Origin of the sequence: Azospira sp. I13 (genome assembly GCF_003112695.1) — a bacterium.
In the GTDB taxonomy this organism is placed as follows: Bacteria; Pseudomonadota; Gammaproteobacteria; order Burkholderiales; family Rhodocyclaceae; genus Azospira.
Genome location: NZ_BFBP01000024.1, coordinates 1 through 20875 on the forward strand (window position 1 = coordinate 1; position 20875 = coordinate 20875).

Here is a 20875-nt window from a genome sequence, read left to right on the forward strand (position 1 = left end):
CGAATGTCCGTCTTGCTCCCATAAATACCTCCAGTTTCACCTTCACACCTTAACAAGGTGTCCATGAAACCGGCAGCAGCCCAGAGCGCTGTTTTATGCTCTGTTGAGGTTGCCGTTTAGCTCAAATCAGGTGCTGGCCAAAGTTGCTCCTCAACTGTTCGACGTCGTCAGGGATCGAGTCTTCCCGTTCGCACGTAGCACAACAAATTGGCTGAGTATGGAGCGAGTCTCCTATGAGCGGACCGCTCACTTAGTTAGGGTCGTGTTGGAGTCTCAGGAGGGTGGATTGGCTGGCTATCGTGCTCGAGAAGTGCTGGATAGACTATTTGAGAGTGGATGGCTTACTCCAGTCGGCTTTCTGAGCTTCTCAGCGCCCTGTGGCGGTCAGAACAGCCAGGATCGTAGACGGAAGGCGTCATTGCGAATATGTGGAGACTGGATTGTTGAGACCTGGGATGCGGCATTTGAGGAGCTAAACCTGGCTTCCGCAAAAAAAGGGGAACCGGCTGCCTAAGAGTGAAAAATCCAAGAACAACCGATTCTGCTTTCTGGCCTCCGCGGACGGCAAAGTTGCTTTCCGTGAACGACCGCTGAACAGAAAATTGCTGCCCTTCCATTCCCGCAGGCGAACTCACTCTCAGTGGCCTGAAGCAGCTTTTGTTGGAGTAGCAACGGAAGTCTTCAGGCTGTCGTAAAGGTAGGATTGAATTACTTCGAGAACCACGCCAAAAAGCGAGACCATAAGCCGCTAGCTTTCTCCGGATCAACGGTGAGTGCAGTCGACGGCGCGTCAAGTTGGGCAGACGCCGTTGCGTGACCGTAATAAGCGGCTTTCGCCCGCTTGTCACGGAGCCTTTCGGCTTCAACGCGCACATCAGACCACTGGCCACACTCGATAACGCGATTTCTTTCTATCACATAGTGCGAGCGGCAAGCTTGATTCCAGTTGCCCACCGAGGGATTGAGCGTCACGGACTCGCCGTCAAACGTTATCCGCCAGTCCGTCGGCGTGAACGGAGTCACTACGCGTTCCCCGCAACCGCAGCAGCACGAGTGCACCGCGGTTGCGTATTCCATCGAGATGTACAGAACGCCCGGTTCCAACTCACGTGGTACGTTCCGGACAAACCGGTGCTCCAAGGTGTGGTCCCGCATCACAATTGGTCTCCGTTCAGCAGCATGCCGCCGTCAGTGGTGTAGGTACTGTGGTGCTCCTGCTCAAGGTCTCGATAGAACCCGCGTAATTTCTTCCACTTCACGACCGCTAAACACGCGTTTAAGGCATTCAGGTCGGCCACCTGGATATTGGACGCATATACGTCCTGGCCGCCACCGCCCGCGAAGGAGATGCGCCCTTGGTGTACATGCTCGCGCCTCGTGGGCGTGCTGGTTGTCACGCGCAAGATGCCGCCGAGGCTGCCGTTAGTGAGTTCCAGGCCCATGCCGACATCGATGAACGGCACGCCCAGCGCCTCGAGCTTGGCCACGACAGCACGCTTCTTCTCGCCGGCATCCATGCTGAGGAACGCAAACGTGATGCCGTCCAGCAGGCCGAGCGTATCCGCGTTCATCTCCACGGGATGCGCCTCGATGTTGCGGTGCATGCGCTCGTAGATGCTTTTCAGGTAGTCCACCTTCTTCGGGGCATCCCGCAGCTCTTCCAGTGACGGTGCCCCAGGCGCGCGGAAGGCGTTGTGTGACAGGAAGTCATCACCGTCGAAAAGGCGGACCCGCTTAACGGGCGTCTTCGCGACGAAGTCGAGGATGTAGCCGCCGGTGCCACCCAGGCCGATAATGGCTACAACCTCCTCTTCTAGCTTGCTGGCCAACGCGCCAATCCCGACGCGGCTGGAGGCAGTGTCGAGATAGTTGAACACGCTGGCCTCATCTTCCTCCTCACCGCTGCGGAATACGCGCGGGCTGATGCCTGGCTGCAGCACCGCGGCCGGCCCGGATACGATGGTCGCGTAGGTCGACATCTTGGCGTAGTAGTCCGCATAACCCTGGTCGCTCGGCTTGCTGGAGAAGCTGAACCGCGCCGTGAGCCCATAGCCGAGGTCTTTGTTCGGCGCGGCATGCGAGATGCCCTGCAAAGGCGTTCCGTCGGCATTGCACGGGAAGTCGCCATCCCAGTTCATGACATGCGTTTCGGGTTTGCGGGTACGGTCACCTGCAAGGTCAAGAGTAGAGACCAGGGTGCCAAAACGGACCTGGCGCTGGGCGTCCACGTAGGGTACTTCCAGCATCACAAGGAAGTTTCCCTTGATGCGGATGAAGTAGCCCTCCGAGCGGAGCCGAGCCAGATCGGGATTAAGACTGAACAGTGCGCGTGACATTGAAGATGGTCCCTTTCTTTTTAACTTCAACAGAGCCGCCTTCGCCGAGTTCTCCAGCGTGAGGGAGCGATGCCGCATTGCGGTAGGTCATCGAGAACTTCACGTTGGTCTCGGGCGGCGCGTTCGGGTGTGACAACTTGACCACCTGCTCGAAGGTGACGTGCTTGTCCGGAACGGTCTCCTCGACAGAGTTGACCAAGATGATGTAGCCCGTCTGCGGCTTGGGGGCAGTGATGAAACGCTCGATGCCCGGCGCGTCGAGGTTGATCCGATCGTCCGGCTCGATGAGTAGGTCTTCACCGCCGCGGACCTCCAAGAAAACAGCATCGTCCGACGAAGTCTCGGCGAGGTCGTACAGAACGCTGCCGAGCATGTTGGCGTGCCCCCACGCCAGCTGGCAGTCGTTTAGCGAGAACTTGAAGTCGCGGTCCGACTTGAACGCGATGAAGCGTTCAGCGCCCTTCCCGCGCAGATCGAAGGTCTCGTCGAGGCGGACGTCCTCGAAGTCGCCCGTGTCCAGGTAGGCGTACAGGATGTAGTCAGTGCGATGGTCCAAACCAGCACTAGCCAGGATTTGCCTGCCGGTGGGAACTGGGTCCGGTACATTAATGTTGCGAAAATTCAGCCCATCCAGGCCGAAGCGGATACGATAGGCGGCGGCTTCCCGCAAAGCGCGACCCTCGCGGATCGCGTCACCAACGTCGTCAATATCAGGATATTTCATAGGGTCCTCTAGGTTGTTGTGGCGAAGCTTTCTCGCCTACAACCGTTTAATCGGACCCACCGGACGATGCCGGTAAATTTTTTTCAGAAGTTTTTTATAAGCGCGCCAGGAGGCACGGCGCCACATACGAAGAAAGCTGGGCAGTTGGGGCACGTCACGTCCGACGCCTTGGCCCGGAAGTTCCCCTCGCGAATGTCACGTAGGATGTTGCCCAGCTTGACCTGACGGTTACTCAACTCCTTTGCCGACAAAACTAGGGGCTTAGCTTCGGCGTCAGCCAAATGCACCAGTTCCACTATCGCGTCTGGAAAAGCTGCTCGAGCTGCTAAGAGGAACGCTGCGATACCGACGTCTTTACCTTCTGTGCTTGATGCGTGCCCTGTCTTGACCCGGCGCAGCGTTCGAATGCCATCACGCACCAAGACGTCGTCCGGCCTGACCTCCACTTCGTGGTCGTCGAAGGTGATGCGCAGCGCGGTGGGCACTTCAACCATGGCGCCAGCCCGCGATTCCAGGAAATAGCCTAGCATCTTGGAGGCCATAGCACGGTAGTCCTCGACGTATCCGTGGTCGTGAAGCCCGTGGGTGACGAAGGCCTCTGCAAGAAGTGCATCACACTGATCAGTCGAGGCAACTCCGTTGGTGACTACCTTTCGATAGACCTCCCGGATCGCCTCGTGCATCTGCATGAAGGCGCTCGTGCGTCGACGCCCACCGACTTGCAGCAGATGTGTATACAAGAACCGCCGCCCGCACGACTCATAGAGCGCGACCGCCTCGGAACTGAAGGATGGCGCGCCCAAAAAGATCACGGGTATTTGTGCAGCGTCTGAGGCTGGAGGCAGAACGGTCAATGGCGTGACCGATCGCTGGCTGGCGGCGCCGATGCGGTCAAGGAACTTCGACAGTGGCCTGGAGGTGCCGTTGGACTTCGTCGTGGCGCCGTAGAAAGCCAGACAGTCCTTTGCCCGCGACATCGCCACGTAGAAGAGGCACTCCTGCTCCTCGTTGTGCGCGGCCCGCGCGATTTCCTCCGGGCTGCCCGCCCCTCCCGTCACCATGCCGTTCGGCGGCGGACATTTAGAGGGGCGGATAGCACCAGGGATGGAGTCCTGATTCACGCCCACTATGTGGACTACCGGAAATTCCAAACCCTTGGAGCCGTGGATCGTCATCAGGCGAACAGCGTCGATGCCTTGGGCTGCGGCTGGCAATTGCCTAAGATCCCTGTCGTCCCGGAGGCGCAGCAGCCTGCGTACGCGGTCGGCCAACCGCTGGATCGGAAGACCCTGCCCGTTGGGCTGGACTCGAACGAAATTCATGAACTGCCAGATGGCGATGCCTTGGGCCTGTTCAGGAACACTAGACGACGAGGCGATGCGCGCTGCCAGCCTCGTTCGGTCAAGCAGCAAGGTTGCAAGCACTGCCCAGGGTTGCGCCGTGGCGTCGAAGCCGTCGAGCGCGGTACTTAAGGCAGACAGGGCGGCCTGCCCGGCTCGAGTTATGTCCGGTGCTCCTTGCCGCCATGCACCGGGCTGCACTTCAGCGCCGCGAAGGCGTTCAAATATGCGTACAGCGTCCTCAAGCGCCATAGCGAATTCGGGCCAGCAGGCGGTGCGAATCAGGCCCATGGCGCGCCTGTCCACAAGGAGCAAGAGGACAGCGATAAGATCCTTTATCTCGGTGCGCTCGAAGAGACTGCCCAAGAATAGGACGGGCACGCCGGCACGCTCAAGCTCCTGCCCGGTATCTGACAGCCTATCGTTGCCCCTGCACAGAACTGCCTGATCGCGATACCGAAAGCCTGCTGCTCGGAACTGCTCAATGCTGTCGACCAGTGCCGAAGTAACGAGCGAACCTTCAGCAACGGTGATGACCTCCGGCTGCGCGCCGCCGGAGCCCCGATCAGCCTCGAGGGACGTGGGCCCATCAGCGGCACTCATGCCGGCTGCGAAGTTGGAGAAAGCGCTGACAATCTCTGGCGTGGAGCGATAGTTGATGTCCAGATTGTCTCGAACCCCTCCAGGGAAGTCCTCACGGCCAAAACGCGCCATGTTGAAGGACGAGGCGCCCCGGAAGCGATAGATGGACTGCTTGACGTCTCCAACCACCCACAGGTTTTCACCTGTGGGTTTGAGGGCGGCAAGGAGCCGGACGCTGCTTCGGTTCACGTCCTGATACTCGTCGACTAGAACGTGGTCGTAGTCGCTCTGGAGCTGGGCCCTCACCGCTTCATCGCCCTCGAGGAGGAGCACCGGCCGCATGACCAAGTCGCCGAAGTCGACGCACCCTGAGGCGGCTTTGAGTTCCTCGTAGCGTGCGTAGACCCCTGCGACCTCTTCAGCCTTTTCAGCAGCTTCGATAGCTGCAGGGTCGGCCGCAGCCGCACGCATCGTCTGAGCCAGGGCGAGATAGGCCCGAGGACCAACGACCTCGTCCTTAGCTCGGGAGACTGCGGTCAAAATATCGGCAGCAGTCTGCGATGGGTCGTAAAGGTTTCGATAGTGCTGCAGGCCGAGCCGAGGGAACTCGATTTCGAGTAGTTCAACGGCCTCAGTACGGTCCATCAGCCGAGGGTCCGTCGGCAATTCGCACCTATCGCTGAATCGTCTGAGGATGTCTAAGCCAAAGCTGTGGAACGTGCCGATGCACAGCGCAGCTGCCTGTTGCGGGCGTCTCCGAGCGATCCGCTCGGCCATCTCGCCTGCAGCCTTGTTTGAGAAGGTAAGGAGGAGGATGCGCCTGGGGTCAACGCCATCGTCAAGTAAGCTCTCGACGCGAGCCACCAGCGTGCGCGTCTTGCCAGTGCCCGGCCCGGCCTGGAGCAGGAATGCGGCGCCACGGTGGGCAGCGGCAGTTTGCTGCTTTAGGTTCAGCGGGACTTCGATCAGCTCTGTAGCTGCAGCTGCCGGAAAGGCGGGAAGCAACAGGGCGTCCAGCATCTGCTGGGCAATAACCTCGAACGGAGCGCCCAGGCGCGCAGCTACGGCGGAGCACGTCTGGCCCTGGGTCACGTGCAGGTCTACCGCGACGTGTCGTGGGAGGAGAAGCTCCCGCGCAAAGAGATCCATCTGGACCTCTCTCCGCTGACGCCGGCTGTAGTCCACTACGCGGTCCATGCCGACGGGTGCTGCTTCCGAGGTACGGGCCGGGTCGATGTTTGTCGCTTGCTCGGACTCATCCTCACCATCGCCCAGTTCAGCATGCCCGATTTCGTGCGCTACCAGAAACGCCTGGTCGAACGGCGACCCGTTGGCTTCGTGGATGATGAGCGGAACGTCCGGGTCAAAGGAGGCTCGGCCGCCATCGAGAAGTGCGGCACTGGGAGCACAGGTCTCGACGGTGATCCCGAGATCGTTTGCTATGCCAACGGCAAACTCATATGGAGACCATGGATTTCGCCCGCGCCGGACGGCCTCATCGTGCAGCCGCTGCGCGTGCTGCCGAGCCAGCTCTATCGGGTCCATGGCTACTCCTCGCGGAGTAGGTTTGAAATGCTATGTTCGTCGACACCCGCGTCTTGCAAGACTCTCTCGAATGACACCTTCTCAGGTGCTACTGGCTTGACAGCCGATTTCCTTGCGCGAGCCATGGGGGCTACGGCAGGAAGCGCGAGATATGAGAGCAGCGTCTCGGTCGAGGTTCTCAGCGCCTCGGCCATCTTTGTGGCCATGCGATGGGGCAAGGTTTCCACCTCGATCCGGCGCTCTCGGAACGCGAGGCCAACTTGCATTGGCAAGGCCAGCGCACTGATGGCCTCGGTGAACACCTTCGCTGGGGCAGCTTCCAGGGACTGCAGTGTTGCAGCGTTCTCCCGGAGGCGCGCCATACCTGCGGCTACGAGGTCAAACTCGGCGGCACCAAGAGGAATATTGTCATCAAACTCCCGAGTCAATTCCATGGAGAGGTCTATCAGGGCCACGGAATACTCAGGGTACTCGGCGAGGTATCGCTGCAGAACACCAGTTCCTGGCTGGAAGTCCATGGCGAACGCTCTCAGAACGTCGTCTGCCGAGAGTTGAGGATGCTGAGTCATCGCACCATCCCCTTTTGCTCAAGGAATCGCTTCAGCGATGCAAAGGCCTTGTCTCGATGCGTGCGGATGGTCTTTTCCGACTTTCCCAGCACTTTGCTGATGGACTCGATCGAGGGGTCATTGGACTCGATGGGAATATCTTGGCGCCACATCACGACGATTCTCCTTTGAAGTTCAGGCAGCCTGTCAATCGCTTCGTCTATTAGGAGCCGGTAATCTTTGTTGTCAAATTCGTCGGACTTGAACGGGTCGTAGCTGCCGACGGCGGATTCCACCTGGGCAGTGACTTCGCCGTCCTCGGTCTCCAGCTCATCGTTCCGATTCTCAAGCTTCCAGTGGCGAGCGTTCGCATCGCGGCGATCTGCCGCGATGGCCGCGTTGAAGTTGACCTCATAGTAGTCGAGGCGCTCGTCATACTCGTTCCAGTCGCTGAGCAGCAGGTCGACGAAGTGGTCAACGACTTCCTCTCGGATGTTCAACCCAGTCAGAGAGACGGTATCGCCGCCCGAATTGGGGATAGCCCGGACTCGGCTGGCCACGCGACCAAGAAGTTTCTCGGTCAGCTTCTCTCGGTAAGCGCCTGGGGCCGCGTTGCGCACGAAGTACAGTAGTGCTTCGGGGGATATAAAACCAAGCTCCCTACTCGACCACAGGCCAGCGCGGCGTTCAAATTCTGATGCACTGATGTCTGCTAGACCTTGAATCTCGGATTCGACCACGTCTCGCCTTAAATAAGGCGTACCGTCGAGCTTGCGTTTGCGTAGGGAACGTGACACGTATATTCCTATGTCTTATGCGCCGGTGATTTTGCTTTGATTGTTTCAAGTGTAACAGCAGGTGTTTCGCTTGAGGATTCGTACGTTCAAACGGACACAGAGGCTTTGCCGATAATGCTGGCCAGACCACTGTTTTCCGGCAAGTCCTCGATACTGAGAATCCGCTCGGCCAGAAATCGACGGGCAGCTTAGAGTTGTCGCTGACATTCGTGCTCAAGGGCTGAACGGTAGCACCCAGCCTACAACGGTCGTTCGAGCCCGTTGGTATCAATGGCCGCAAAGGCCGACTAGAAGGCTCTCAATCTGAGTGAAAGAAGCTCTCACTTTGAGTGAAAAACGACAACACGTACGGCTTGACCGGGTGGGCGCTTTTCAATAAATTACTGACCGGTCAGTCAGTAATTTATTGCCATGTCCCTCTGCGATTCCACAGAAACACCCCGCCGCCGCCGTAAGGAAGCCCGTCCCCAGGAGCTGACGGCGGCTGCCCTGGAGCTATTCACCGAGCGCGGCTTCGCCGCCACCCGCCTGGAGGACATTGCGGCCCGGGCCGGGGTTTCCAAGGGCACCCTCTATCTCTACTTCGACAGCAAGGAAGCCCTCTTCGAGGCGGTGATCCGGGAAGGCATCGTGCCGGCCCTGGAGCAGGGCGAGGCCCTTTCCGCCAGCCACCAGGGCAGCGCCGTGGAGCTGCTGCGTTGCCTGTTGCTGGGTTGGTGGGAGGTGATCGGCAACACCCCCCTGGGCGGTGTGCCCAAGCTGATGATTTCCGAAGCCGGCAATTTTCCCCAGGTGGCGCTGTTCTATCGGGACAACGTCATTGCCCGGGGTCGCCGCCTGATCGCCGAGGCCCTGGCCCGGGGCATGGCCCGGGGAGACTTCCGCCCCATCGACGTGGATGTGGCGGTGGACGTGATCATCGCCCCCATCCTGATGCTGGCCGTCTGGCGTTACTCCATCGGCCCCTGCTGCTCTGAGGAATTGCGGGACCCCCAGCGTTTCCTCGACACCCATTTCGACCTGCTGATCGAGGGCCTGCGGGCCTAACCGTCCGTTACCCCGTCGCCCCGCCACCGACGCCCTCCGGAGCCTTTCATGAACGTCTCGCGTCCTCTTCCCTTCCTGCTGCCCGCCCTGGCGCTCCTGGTGCTGACCGCCTGTAGCCGCGAAGCCGCCCAGCCGCCCCAGCCCCGTCCTGCCTTGACCCAGGTGGTAGGCGTGGCCGGTCAGAACGACATGTTGTGGGTGGGCGAAGTGCGTGCCCGCCACGAAACCGACCAGTCCTTCCGCATCGGCGGCAAGGTGGTGGAGCGTAAGGTGGATATTGGCGCCGTGGTGAAGAAGGGCCAGCCCCTGGCCCGCCTGGACCCGGTGGATGCCGGCCTCGCCGCTGCCGCCGCCAACGCCCAGAGCAAGGCGGCGGAAGCGGATTTCCTGGTGGCCAAGGCCGAATACGAGCGGCAGAAGAAGCTGCTGGAGAAGCAGTTCATTTCCCAGAGCGCCTTCGATAGCCGCGAAGCCCAGTTCAAGGCTGCCCAGGCCCGCCTGGAGCAAGCCCGGGCCCAGGCCGCGGTGAGCGGCAACCAGGCCGGCTACACCGACCTGCTGGCGGAAAAGGATGGTGTGGTTACCGACGTCAAGGTGGAAGCCGGCCAGGTGGTGGCGGCTGGCCAGGCCGCCATCCGCCTGGCTCTGGATGGTGAAAAGGAAGTCGTGGTGGCGGTGCCGGAAGGCCGCCTCAAGGGCGTGGTGCCCGGCGCTGCCGCCGTGGTGCGCCTGTGGGCCCAGCAAGACAAAGCCTACCCGGCCCGGGTGCGGGAAGTGGCGCCGGCCGCCGATGGCGCCACCCGCAGCTTCCAGGTCAAGGTGACGGTGCTGGAGAGTGATGCCGAGCTGCGCCTGGGCATGACCGCCGGGGTGCTGATTGGCGGCGGCGAGTTGCCCCTGCTGGTGCCGACTGCCGCCCTGACCAAGGTGGAAGGCCGCAACAGTGTCTGGGTGGTGCATCCCCAGAGCGGCGAGGTGCAGCCCCGGGCCGTTGAAACCGGGCCTTACCGGGAAGACGGCGTGGTGGTGACCCAGGGCCTGGCCCGGGGCGAACGGGTGGTTATTGCCGGCGTGCATAAGCTGCAGCCGGGCCAGGTGGTGCGCCCCGTGGAGCCGAGCAGTGTGCCCCAGCCCATGGTGGGCGGCGGCGCGGTGGCGGTTTCCGCAGTCTCCGCCACCGCTGCTACCGCTGCCCCGACCATCGCCGGTGCCAAGCCTGCCGCGACGGAAAGCGCCCGATGAAGCGTTTCAATATTTCCGAATGGGGCCTGCGCCATCCCGCCCTGGTGCTGTATTTCATGGTGGCCCTGACTCTGGTGGGCCTGTTTTCCTACAGCAAGCTGGGGCAATCCGAAGACCCGCCCTTCACCTTTAAGGTGATGGTCGTGCGTACCGGCTGGCCCGGCGCCAGCGCCGAGGAAGTGGAGCAGCAGGTCACCGAGAAGATCGAAAAGACCCTGCAGTCCGTGCCCTACGCGGACATCATCCGTAGCTATTCCCGGCCCGGCGAGTCGATGATCTTCTTCCAGGCCAAGGATGCGACGCCCCCTTCCGCCGTGGCCGACATCTGGTACCAGGTGCGCAAGAAGGTGGGGGACATGCGCTACACCCTGCCCAAGGGCGTTGAAGGGCCGACCTTCAATGACGAGTTCGGCGACGTCTTCGGCAACCTCTATGCCGTGGTGGGCGATGGCTTCGGCTACACCGAATTGCGGCGCCAGGCCGAGGCCATCCGGGCCGAGCTGCTGAAGGTCAACGACGTGGCCAAGGTGGAGTTCTTCGGCGACCAGAAGGAGCGGGTGCATATCGAGCTTTCCAACGCCAAGCTGGCCACCCTGGGGCTGGATGGCGCAACCGTGCTGGCGGCCCTGCAGAACCAGAATGCGGTGCTCGCCGCCGGCAGCTTCGATACGGCGGCGGAGCGCATCCGGGTAGCCGTCAGCGGCCGCTACGATGACCTGCAGAATCTGCGGGAAACCCGCCTGCGGGCGGGCAACCGGGAATTCCGCCTGGGCGATATCGCCAGTATCAGCCGGGGCTACGAAGATCCGCCGACCCAGAAGATCCGTTACCAAGGCAAGGAGGCCGTGCTGATCGGCGTTTCCATGGCCAAGGGCGGCGACATCATCCGCCTGGGCAGCAATCTGGACGGTGCCGTGGTTTCCATCCAGGAGCGCCTGCCGGTGGGCCTGGAACTGCATACGGTGTCTTCCCAGCCCCAGGCGGTGCAGCGCTCGGTCAATGAATTCGTGCGTTCCCTGATTGAGGCGGTGATCATCGTGCTGGGGGTGAGCCTGCTCTCCCTCGGTCTGCGCACCGGCATCGTCGTTGCCATCACCATTCCCGTGGTGCTGGCCATTACCTTCCTCTTCATGCAGATTTTCGGCGTCGGCCTGCACAAGATTTCCCTTGGTGCCTTGATCCTGGCCCTGGGCCTGCTGGTGGACGATGCCATCATCGCCGTGGAAATGATGGCGACGAAAATGGAGCAGGGTTGGGCTCGCGCCAAGGCGGCCTCCTACGCCTACGAATCCACCGCCATGCCCATGCTCTCAGGCACTCTGGTGACGGCGGCCGGCTTTCTGCCCATTGCCACGGCGGCTTCGGCCACCGGGGAATACACCCGCTCCATCTTCCAGGTGACGGTCATTGCCCTGCTCATTTCCTGGGTCGCCGCGGTGCTCTTCGTGCCCTACCTGGGCTATAAGCTGTTGCCGGATTTCGCTCACCACAAGGTGGCCCACCGGGAGCCGTCACGCTTCACCCGCTGGCTACTGCGCCGCCTGCCCCGGCTGGAGCAGTGGCTGCACAAGGAGCCCCACACCCATAGTGAGCAGGATATCTACGCCACGCCCTTCTACCGGCGCTTCCGCACCCTGGTAGATGCTTGCGTACGCCGGCGCTGGCTGGTCATCGGCATCACCGTGGCCTCCTTCGTGGCCTCCATCGTCGGCTTTGGACTGGTGCAGCAGCAGTTTTTCCCCGATTCCACCCGGCCTGAACTGATCGTGGACCTGCGCCTGGCCGAAGGCGCCTCCTGGGATGCCGCCGACGCCGAGGCCAAGCGGCTGGAAGGCTGGCTGGCGGAACAGCCGGGCATCGACAACGTGGTGGCCTACGTCGGCACCGGCAGCCCCCGTTTCTATCTGCCGCTGGACCAGCAGATGCCCCAGAAGAACTTCGCCCAGTTCGTCATCCTCACCCAAGGGTCGCCGGAACGGGAGGCCCTGCGCAGCAAGCTGATCGACCTCTTCGAACATGACTTTCCCAGCCTCCGGGCGGCCATCAATCGCCTGGAAAACGGGCCCCCGGTGGGCTTCCCGGTGCAGTTCCGGGTGGCCGGGCCGGATCTGGGCGTGCTGCGGGATAAGGCCCATCAGGTGGCAGCCGTGATGCGCCAGAACCCCCATCTGGTGAATGTGCATCTGGATTGGGAAGAGCCGGTGAAGGTGGTGCGCCTGCAGGTGGACCAGTCCAAGGCCCGCCTGCTGGGGGTGACTTCCAGCGACGTGGCCACCCTGATCAATACTGCCCTGAAGGGCCAGAGCGTCACCGAGTTCCGCAATGGTGCCGAACTGGTGGAAGTGCACCTGCGCGGTACCGAGATGGAGCGCCGCCGCCTTTCCCTGCTGCCGGACCTGATGCTGCCCACCCGCAGCGGCAAGGCGGTGCCCCTGTCCCAGGTGGCGACCCTGGAATACGGTTTCGAGGAAGGTATTGTCTGGCGCCGCAACCGCGTACCCACCATGACCGTGCGCGGCAACATCTACGGCAGCATCCAGGGGCCGGTGGTGTCGGCCCAGGTGGAAAAGGCCCTGCAAGGCATCAAGGCCGAATTGCCCCTGGGCTACAGCCTGGAAGTGGGCGGCGCGGTGGAAGAATCGGCCAAGGGCGGCAAGTCCGTGGCCGCCGGCGTGCCCCTCTTCTTCCTGGTGGTGCTGACGGTGCTGATGTTGCAGCTGCAGAGCTTCTCAAAGGTCACCATGGTGCTGCTGACGGCCCCCCTGGGCCTGGTGGGCGTGACGGTATTCCTGTTGCTCTTCAACAAGCCCTTCGGCTTTGTCGCCATGCTCGGCACCATCGCCCTCTCCGGCATGATCATGCGCAATTCGGTAATTCTGGTGGACCAGATCGACCAGGATGAAAAGGCCGGCAAGCCCCGCTGGGAGGCCATTGTCGATTCCACCGTGCGCCGTCTGCGGCCCATCGCCCTGACCGCTGCCGCTGCTATCCTGGCCATGATTCCCCTGACCCGCAGCGCCTTCTTCGGACCCATGGCCGTGGCCATCATGGGCGGCCTCACCGTAGCCACCCTGTTGACCCTGATTTTCCTGCCGGCGCTTTACGCGGCCTGGCACCGGGTCAAGCCGGAAGCGCCCCTGGAGGGGATTCCGGCGGTGGACGAAAGCCTGGCCGGCAGGCCGCAAGGGGCTCAGCTATAATCTGCGTTTTCCGCCAACCACATATTAGTAGACGCTGATATAACGACCGGGGACGCCAAATGGAACAAGTGCAAAACATGGAACAAGCCCGCTTCAACATGATCGAGCAGCAGATTCGGCCGTGGAACGTGCTGGATCAGGACGTGCTGGATCTTCTGTCCGAAGTGAAGCGCGAGGATTTCGTTCCCGCCGCCTACCAGGCCCTGGCCTTTGCCGACCTGGAAATCCCCCTGGGCGAAGGCGCCGCCATGCTGGCCCCCAAGATGGAAGCCCGGCTGCTGCAGGAACTGGCCGTGCAACCGAAGGAAAAGGTCCTGGAAATCGGCACCGGCTCCGGTTACATGGCTGCCCTGCTGGCGGCCAAGGCCGAACAGGTCACCAGCGTTGAAATCAGCCCGGCCCTGGCCCAGCAGGCCAAGGCCAATCTGGCCAAATCCGGTGCCAGCAATGTTTCCGTCGAAGTCGGCGACGGCGCCCGCGGCTGGGCCGCTGCCGCGCCCTACGATGTCATCGTGGTTTCCGCCTCCCTGCCGGCCGTGCCCGACGAACTGTTGCAGCAACTGAAGGTGGGTGGCCGCCTCGCCGCCATCGTCGGCGAAGCGCCGGTGATGGAAGCCCAGATCATCACCCGTACCGGCGAGACCACCTTCGCCCCCCTGAATCTCTTCGAAACCGTGGTGGCGCCCCTGCAAAACGCGCCGGCCAAGGAGCGTTTCCGTTTCTAAGCCTGCCCCATGAATCAGCTTTCCGTCACCGACCTGGCCGCCTGGCTGGCCGACCCCGAGCGCCCGAAGCCCTTGCTGCTGGACGTGCGCCAGCCCGAAGAGCTGGAAATTTGCGTGCTGCCGGGCGTCGTCGCTATCCCCATGGCGGCGGTGCCGGTGCGTCTGGCGGAACTGCCTGAGGATGGCGACATCGTGGTCATCTGCCACCACGGCGGCCGCAGCATGCAGGTGGCGATGTTCCTGGAAAACCGCGGTTTCAACGCCGTCCATAACCTGGCCGGAGGCGTCAACGCCTGGGCCCGGGAAGTGGATCCCTCCATGCCGACCTACTGAAGGCTGTCCATGAAGCTGAAAGCTGCTGTCCTGATCCTCTCCGTCCTGGGCCTGAGCGCCGCCGCCCAGGGGGCTGACCTGATGCAGATCTACCAGGAAGCCCTGAGCAACGACGCCCAGTTCGCCGCGGCCCGGGCCACGGTGGAAGCCGGCCGGGAAAAGCTGCCCCAGGGCCGGGCCGGTTTGTTGCCGACCCTCAACGTTTCCGCCAACACCATGTGGAACGACGTGGATTACACCCGTCGCAGCAAGCCCCCGCTCGATCTGTCCGGCCGCTACAACACCCACGGCTACACGGTCAGCCTCAGCCAGCCCCTCTTCCGCTGGCAGAACTGGGTGCAGTACGAGCAATCCGTGCTGCAGGTGGCCCAGGCCGAAGCCCAGTTCCTGCAAGCCCGCCAGGACCTGATCCTGCGGGTGGCCCAGGCTTATTTCGACGTGCTCTACGCCCAGGAAAACCTCAAGGCCCTGCGGGCCCAGAAGTCGGCCATCGGCCAGCAGCTGGAACTGGCGAAGAAGAGCTTCGAAGTCGGCACCGCCACCATTACCGATACCCACGAAGCCCAGTCCCGCTTCGATCTGGCCACCGCCCAGGAAATTGCTGCGGAAAGCGATATGGAGATCAAGGCCCGGGCCCTGCAGGCCATCATCGGCCGGGAGGCCGGCGAACTGGCGCCCCTGCGCACCGATGTGCCCCTCATGCCGCCCAAGCCAGCCGTGATGAACGAATGGGTGGCCTCGGCGGAAAAGGACGGGCTGGCGGTACAGATTTCCCAGGCCCAGTCCGACATCGCCGACAAGGAAGTGAGCAAGCAGCGCGCCGGCCACTTCCCGACGGTGGACCTGGTGGCCTCCAGTGGCCGCAGCAGCCAGACCGCCGCCCTCAACACGCTCTTTGGCACCACCGGCCCCGGCTTCGATCAGGATGCCTCGGCCATCGGCGTGCAGGTCAATATCCCGCTCTTCCAGGGGGGCGCCGTGGTTTCCCGCCAGCGTGAAGCTGAAGCTGGTCGCGAGGCGGCCCGTTCTTCCCTGGAATACGCCCGCCGCCAGGCTGCCCTGGGTGCGCGCCAGTACTTCCTCGGCGTGGTCAATGGCCTCGCCCAGGTACGGGCCCTGGAAGCGGCTCTGGTGTCTTCCCGTTCCGCCCTGGATGCCAACAAGATGGGCTACGAGGTGGGGGTGCGCATCAACATCGACGTGCTGAACGCCGAACAGCAGGTCTATTCCACCCAGCGCGACCTGGCCAAGGCCCGCTTCGATACGCTGGTGAACCAGCTGCGCCTGAAGGGCGTGGTGGGCAATCTCACCGACGACGACGTGCAGCAGGTCAGCGCTCTCCTGGCCCACTGAGCCAGGCGGCCGCCTGCCGTTCAGGCCGGCGGCGCCAGGGTTTCGACGAGGGCCAGGTTCCTCGCCGTGGCGCCCCGATGGGCCGCGGCAAAAGACAACGCCGCATCCGCCATGGTGCGGCGTTTTTCATGGTCCAGGAACAGCTGCTGCAAGGCCGGCGCCAGTTCGGCACTGCCGGCGATGCGTAGGGCCGCTCCTGCCGCCACGGCATCTTCCGCCGACTGGGCAAAATTGTAGGTGTGGGGACCGAGCAGGGTAGGGCAGCCGCAGGCCGCCGCCTCGATCAGGTTCTGCCCGCCGAAAGGCAGCAGGCTGCCGCCGATCAGGGCCACGTCGGCGCAGCGATAGTAGGCCGCCATTTCCCCCATGCTGTCGCCGATCCAGACCCGGGTTTCCGTGCCGGGCAGGGTCTGACTGCGCCGTTGCGTGGGGAAACCCCGGGCAGCGGCCAGGTTGGCCACCGCGTCGAAGCGCTGGGGATGGCGGGGCACCAGCACCAGCAGCAGCGCCGGGATGTTCAGGCTGGCGAAGGCCGTGAGGATTTCCTCGTCCTCGCCTTCCCGGGTGCTGGCCGCCAGCCATACGGGGCGCCGGCCCAGGGCCTGGCGCCAGTCGTCGCCCAGGGCCAGGGCGGCGGGCGGTGGGGTGACGTCGAATTTGATGTTGCCGCAGATTGCCAGGTGCTTGGCTCCCAGGCGGCGGAAACGCTCGGCATCGGCCTCGCTCTGGGCGGCGATGGAGGCCAGGCTGGCAAAGGCCGGGCGGCTGAGGGCGGCAAAGCGTTCGTAGCCCCGGGCGGAGCGGGCCGACAGCCGGGCATTGGCCAGCATCACCGGCACACCGGCCTGCTGGGCGCCGGCCAGCAGGTTGGGCCAGATTTCCGTTTCCATGAGAATGCCGGCCCGGGGCCGGAAATGACGGAAGAAGCGGGCCACGGCGAAGGGAAAGTCGTAGGGCGCGTAGACGTAGTGCACCCGGTCGGCATGGGCGGCAAAGACCTGGGTGGCGGTTTCCCGCCCCGTCGGGGTCATGCCGGTGAGCAGCAGCCAGTGATCCGGATAGCGTTCCAGCAAGGCAGTCACCAGGGGCTGGGCAGCCCGGGTTTCACCGACCGAGACGGCGTGCAGCCACAGGCAGGGGCCTGGTGGTGGGGCGCGGTAACAGCCGAAGCGCTGGCCCCAGTGCTGGCGGTATGCCGGTTGGCGCCGGGCGCGCCAGAGCAGGCGGGCCAGGATCAGGGGCAGGGCCAGATGCAGCAGCAGGGAATAGAGAACGCGGGCCATGGGCGGGGGGCATCAGGCCGGCCGGCCGAGCAGGGTGGTGCAGGCATCCCAGGCCTCTGCCAGGGAGGGAGGCTGGCCGGCGGCGCCGAGATTGCGGAAGTCGCCGGCGCCAAGCACTCCAGTGAGCCCGGGATCGGTGCTGACATAAAGGGCTACGGTGGGCCGGGCCAGGGCCACCCCCAGATGGGTGAGGCCGGTATCTACGCCGACCACCAGGGTGGCGCCCGCCAGTTGGCTGGCCAGGGATTCCAGCCCCTGGGCGGGGAGGGCGGCGGCACCGGGAATGGCGGTGGCGATGCGCTCGGCCCGGGCCCGCTCCACCGGATTGCCGGCCGGTAGCCGGGCCTGGATGCCCTGGTCGGCCAGGCGTTGGCCGAGGGCGATCCAGTTGTCTTCCTGCCACAGCTTGTCGTCCCGGCTGGTGGCGGTGAGCAGCACGGCGTAGGGCGCGTCGGCGGTGGCGCGTGTCGTGGCCCCAAGGCCGTAGTCGAGGGGCAGTTCGTTCAGCCGGTCGGCATAGCCCAGGGCCTGGGCGGCCAGCTGGCGGTTGCGGTGCACGGCGTGGAGCCGGGTGGGCACCGGGTGGCACTGGTCGTAGAACCGCGCCGCCAGGGGCTCGCGGATGGAGGCGGCGTCGTAGCCGTACCGCGGCCCGTGGGCGAGGCGGCAAAGCAGAGCGCTCTTGACGAGTCCCTGGGTGTCGATGATCTGGTCGTAGGGGGTGGCACCGATGCGTGCCCGGAATGCGCCGAACTCCTGCCAGGTGCTGCGGCTGAAGAGGGCGCGGCGCCAGCGGCGGATGGCAACGGGGATGACCTCGCCGACCGCCGGGTGCAGCCGGGGGATCGCTGCGAAGGGCGCTTCCACGCACCAGTCGATCCGGCAGTCGGGGAAGCAGCGGCGGATGTCGCTGGCCACCGGCAGGTTGTGGATGACATCCCCGAGGGACGAGGTCTTGACCAGCAGAATGCGCATGGGAGGTTAAAATGGCGCCGTCGGCGGCAAAGGCGCCATTATAGAGAAGCCCACTGTGGAAAGCCCGTTCCCCTGCGGCAGTACTGCCCCAGGCCCCATCTCCGCCGTATTGATCACCCTGAATGCGGCCCGTTGTCTGGAAGCGTGTCTGGAAAGCCTGGATTTCGCCGCGGAAATCATCGTTGTCGATTCCGGCAGCAGCGACGGCACCGTGGCCCTGGCGGAGCGCCTGGGGGCTCGGGTGATCCACCAGCCCTGGCTGGGGTTCGGCCCCCAGAAACATTTTGCCGTCAGCCAGGCGGCCCACGACTGGGTTTTCTGCATCGACGCCGACGAGCAGGTCAGCCCGGCCCTGGCCGCGGCCATCCGCCAGGAAATGGCGGCTCCCGCCCGCTTGGCCTACCGGGTACCCCGCTGCAACCGCTTCCTCGGGCGTTACCTGCGCCATGGCGAAGGCTATCCGGACTGGAACCTGCGCCTCTTCCATCGCGCCCATGCCCGCTGGTCCGACCATACGGTGCATGAGTTCGTGCAAACCGCGGCGGAAGTCGGTTCCCTGACGGGTGATCTGCTCCACGATTCGGCCGAGAGCCTGGACAGCTATCTGGCCAAGCAGAACCGCTATACCACCCTGGCGGCCGAGGCTGCGGTGGCCGCCGGCAAACGGGCCGGCTACGGCCGTCTGCTGCTTTCCCCGGTATTCCGCTTCATCAAGTTCTACCTCGTCCGCCGCAGTTTTCTCGATGGTCTGCCGGGCCTGGTGCACACCCTCATCGGCTGCAGCAACAGCTTTTTCAAATACGCCAAGATGCTGGAGTTGCAGCAGCGCGCCAAGCCCTAGGAAAGTCGGAGCCGAGCGGCCGATGCCAACGGCTTTTCGTTTGCCGGCTTTGGGCATACAATCTGCGTTCAATTCATGAACGCATGGCGCCTTCTCGTGTCTGACAGCCCCGCCGAGATCTTTCACGATCCTGCCCCCGATCCCGCCCATTACGCCCTGCTCAAGCTGATCGAGGCCAATCCCGACATCAGCCAGCGGGAATTGGCGCGGCAGATGGGGGTGAGCCTGGGCAAGGCCAATTACTGTCTCAAGGCCTTGATGGAAAAGGGTTTCGTCAAGCTGGAAAACTTCCGCAACAGCAGCAACAAGCTGGCCTATGCCTACCTGTTGACGCCCGCCGGCCTGGAGGAAAAGGCCCGGGTCACCCTGGCCTTCCTGCGGCGCAAGGAGCGGGAGTACGAGACCATCAAGGACGAGATTTCCCGCCTGCGTGTCGAAGTGCAATCCCTGGATGCCGCCCGCGAGGGCGATGACCTTAACGCCCCCTGTCGCTAGCCTGCGGCCGGTTTTCGTTCATAGCGAGATTCCATGCACATCCAACCCGTCATTCTCTGCGGTGGTTCCGGTACCCGTCTGTGGCCCCTTTCCCGGGAGCAGTACCCGAAGCAGCTGCTCAAGCTGGCCGGCGACCACACCATGCTCCAGGCCACTGCCCTGCGCCTGCAGGGCCTGCCCCTGGCCGAGGGCGATGTCTTACTCAAACCCCTACTGGTGGGCAATGACGAATACCGCTTCCTGATCGCCCAGCAGTTGCAGGAGGTGGGTATCGAACATGCGCCCCTGCTGCTTGAACCCTGCGGCCGCAACACCGCGCCGGCCCTGACCCTGGCCGCCCTGGTGGCCCAGGCCGAGAGTGCCCTGGCAGAACGGGAGGCCGATCCTCTGCTGGTAGTGATGCCGGCGGACCATGTCATCCAGGACGGCGATGCCTTCCAGCGGGCTGTGCTGCAGGCCGCTGCCATCGCCGCCAACGGCAAGCTGGTGACCTTCGGCATCCGCCCCAACGCACCGGAAACCGGCTACGGCTACATCAAGCTGGGCAGCGCCCTGGCTCAGCCCGATGCCTTCCTGGTGGAGCGCTTCGTCGAGAAGCCCGATCTGGAAACGGCCAAGGGCTATCTGCAAAGCGGCCAGTACCTGTGGAATGCCGGCATTTTCGTCATGCAGGCCTCCGCCTGGCTGGCCAAGATCGAGCAGTGCCGGGCCGATATCGCCGCCGCCACCCTGCAGGCTTTCGAGGGCCGCCGCCAGGACCGGGATTTCCTGCGTCCCGATGGCGAAGCCTTTGCCGCCTGCCCCAGCGATTCCATCGACTACGCCGTGCTGGAGAAGCTGGCCAGCAGCGAGCGCAACACCGGCGAAGTGGCGGTGGTGCCCCTGGATGCCCAATGGTCGGACCTGGGCGCCTGGAATGCCCTGTGGGAGATCGGCAGCAAGGATGCCGCCCAGAATGTCTTCATGGGCGATGTGCTCTCCGTGGACACCCGCAACACCCTGGCCATTTCGGAAAGCCGGGTGGTGGCCTGTGTCGGCCTCGACAACATCGTCGTGGTGGAAACCCCCGATGCCGTGCTGGTGGCGGACAAGGAGCGCATCCAGGAAGTGAAGGGCGTGGTCGCTCAGCTGAAGGCCCAGCAGCGCAGCGAAACCCAGGCCCACCGCAAGGTGCATCGGCCCTGGGGCTGGTACGACAGCATCGACAGCGGTGAGCGTTTCCAGGTGAAGCGCATCGTCGTCAGCCCCGGTGCCGCCCTCAGCCTGCAGATGCATCATCACCGGGCCGAACACTGGATCGTCGTTTCCGGCACGGCGCGGGTGACCCGGGGCGAGGAAACCTTCCTGGTGGGCGAGAACGAATCCACCTTCATTCCCCTGGGTACCCTGCATCGCCTGGAAAACCCGGGCAAGCTGCCCCTCGAGATGATCGAGGTGCAGTCCGGCAGCTATCTGGGCGAGGATGACATCGTGCGTTTCGAAGACACCTACGGCCGGGCACCCTGATTC

General features: G+C 63.5%; 17 protein-coding genes. 9 read left to right on the forward strand and 8 right to left on the reverse strand.

The annotated features are described in order from the left end of the window. Positions 1 to 708 precede the first annotated feature (708 nt). From AZSI13_RS18425 to AZSI13_RS15410, 6 genes are all read right to left on the reverse strand, one after another. Entirely contained in the window at positions 709 to 1155 is a 447-nt protein-coding gene (locus AZSI13_RS18425; RefSeq protein WP_369406675.1) for a DUF6527 family protein, read from the reverse strand. Further along, a complete protein-coding gene (locus AZSI13_RS15390; protein ID WP_109042076.1) occupies positions 1155 to 2336 on the reverse strand; it encodes a ThiF family adenylyltransferase in 1182 nt (393 codons plus the stop codon). The genes AZSI13_RS18425 and AZSI13_RS15390 overlap by 1 nt, the downstream gene beginning before the upstream one ends. Continuing rightward, positions 2311 to 3060: a multiubiquitin domain-containing protein gene (locus AZSI13_RS15395; protein WP_109042077.1), complete on the reverse strand. Its 750-nt coding sequence runs from the start codon at positions 3058 to 3060 to the stop codon at positions 2311 to 2313. Before AZSI13_RS15395 ends, AZSI13_RS15390 begins: the two co-directional genes overlap by 26 nt. A gap of 83 nt (positions 3061 to 3143) precedes the next feature. After that, complete coding sequence (locus AZSI13_RS15400; RefSeq protein ID WP_109042078.1) at positions 3144 to 6527, reverse strand: UvrD-helicase domain-containing protein; 3384 nt, start codon at positions 6525 to 6527, stop codon at positions 3144 to 3146. A gap of 2 nt (positions 6528 to 6529) precedes the next feature. Then, positions 6530 to 7096, reverse strand: coding sequence for a hypothetical protein (locus tag AZSI13_RS15405; protein WP_109042079.1), 567 nt, complete (start codon positions 7094 to 7096; stop codon positions 6530 to 6532). Next, complete coding sequence (locus AZSI13_RS15410) at positions 7093 to 7872, reverse strand: RNA polymerase sigma factor (protein ID WP_109042080.1); 780 nt, start codon at positions 7870 to 7872, stop codon at positions 7093 to 7095. Before AZSI13_RS15410 ends, AZSI13_RS15405 begins: the two co-directional genes overlap by 4 nt. A gap of 411 nt (positions 7873 to 8283) precedes the next feature. On the opposite strand from AZSI13_RS15410, the gene AZSI13_RS15415 reads away from it, so the two are divergent. From AZSI13_RS15415 to AZSI13_RS15440, 6 genes are read left to right on the forward strand one after another with little or no spacing between them, the layout of a single operon-like run. Continuing rightward, positions 8284 to 8919, forward strand: coding sequence for a TetR/AcrR family transcriptional regulator (locus AZSI13_RS15415; RefSeq protein ID WP_109042081.1), 636 nt, complete (start codon positions 8284 to 8286; stop codon positions 8917 to 8919). Positions 8920 to 8967: 48 nt separating this feature from the next. Then, complete coding sequence (locus AZSI13_RS15420) at positions 8968 to 10161, forward strand: efflux RND transporter periplasmic adaptor subunit (RefSeq protein WP_109042082.1); 1194 nt, start codon at positions 8968 to 8970, stop codon at positions 10159 to 10161. Further along, the gene (locus tag AZSI13_RS15425; RefSeq protein WP_109042083.1) at positions 10158 to 13361 is read left to right on the forward strand and encodes an efflux RND transporter permease subunit; all 3204 of its coding nucleotides are present in this window, start codon (positions 10158 to 10160) and stop codon (positions 13359 to 13361) included. Before AZSI13_RS15420 ends, AZSI13_RS15425 begins: the two co-directional genes overlap by 4 nt. 59 nt (positions 13362 to 13420) lie before the next feature. Continuing rightward, the gene (locus AZSI13_RS15430) at positions 13421 to 14086 is read left to right on the forward strand and encodes a protein-L-isoaspartate O-methyltransferase (RefSeq protein WP_109042084.1); all 666 of its coding nucleotides are present in this window, start codon (positions 13421 to 13423) and stop codon (positions 14084 to 14086) included. Positions 14087 to 14095: 9 nt separating this feature from the next. Next, positions 14096 to 14419, forward strand: a complete 324-nt coding sequence (locus tag AZSI13_RS15435) for a rhodanese-like domain-containing protein (RefSeq protein WP_109042085.1) — start codon at positions 14096 to 14098, stop codon at positions 14417 to 14419. Between the two features lie 9 nt (positions 14420 to 14428). Continuing rightward, entirely contained in the window at positions 14429 to 15772 is a 1344-nt protein-coding gene (locus AZSI13_RS15440; RefSeq protein WP_109042086.1) for a TolC family outer membrane protein, read from the forward strand. A gap of 20 nt (positions 15773 to 15792) precedes the next feature. Here AZSI13_RS15440 and waaA read toward each other — a convergent pair whose 3' ends face one another. Beyond that, positions 15793 to 17055 (reverse strand): lipid IV(A) 3-deoxy-D-manno-octulosonic acid transferase, encoded by a 1263-nt coding sequence (gene waaA / locus AZSI13_RS15445; protein WP_109042087.1) that lies wholly within the window; start codon positions 17053 to 17055, stop codon positions 15793 to 15795. 12 nt (positions 17056 to 17067) lie between these two features. Continuing rightward, positions 17068 to 18030, reverse strand: a complete 963-nt coding sequence (gene waaC, locus AZSI13_RS15450) for a lipopolysaccharide heptosyltransferase I (RefSeq protein WP_109042088.1) — start codon at positions 18028 to 18030, stop codon at positions 17068 to 17070. A 55-nt stretch (positions 18031 to 18085) separates the two neighbouring features. Here waaC and AZSI13_RS15455 point away from each other — a divergent pair, with 55 nt between their 5' ends. The 3 genes from AZSI13_RS15455 (at position 18086) to AZSI13_RS15465 (ending at position 20872) form a co-directional block, all read left to right on the forward strand. Beyond that, positions 18086 to 18871: a glycosyltransferase family 2 protein gene (locus AZSI13_RS15455; protein ID WP_201262408.1), complete on the forward strand. Its 786-nt coding sequence runs from the start codon at positions 18086 to 18088 to the stop codon at positions 18869 to 18871. A gap of 96 nt (positions 18872 to 18967) precedes the next feature. Next, a complete protein-coding gene (locus AZSI13_RS15460; protein ID WP_235609798.1) occupies positions 18968 to 19366 on the forward strand; it encodes a MarR family EPS-associated transcriptional regulator in 399 nt (132 codons plus the stop codon). 33 nt (positions 19367 to 19399) lie between these two features. Further along, the gene (locus tag AZSI13_RS15465) at positions 19400 to 20872 is read left to right on the forward strand and encodes a mannose-1-phosphate guanylyltransferase/mannose-6-phosphate isomerase (RefSeq protein WP_109042090.1); all 1473 of its coding nucleotides are present in this window, start codon (positions 19400 to 19402) and stop codon (positions 20870 to 20872) included. Positions 20873 to 20875: the final 3 nt, after the last annotated feature.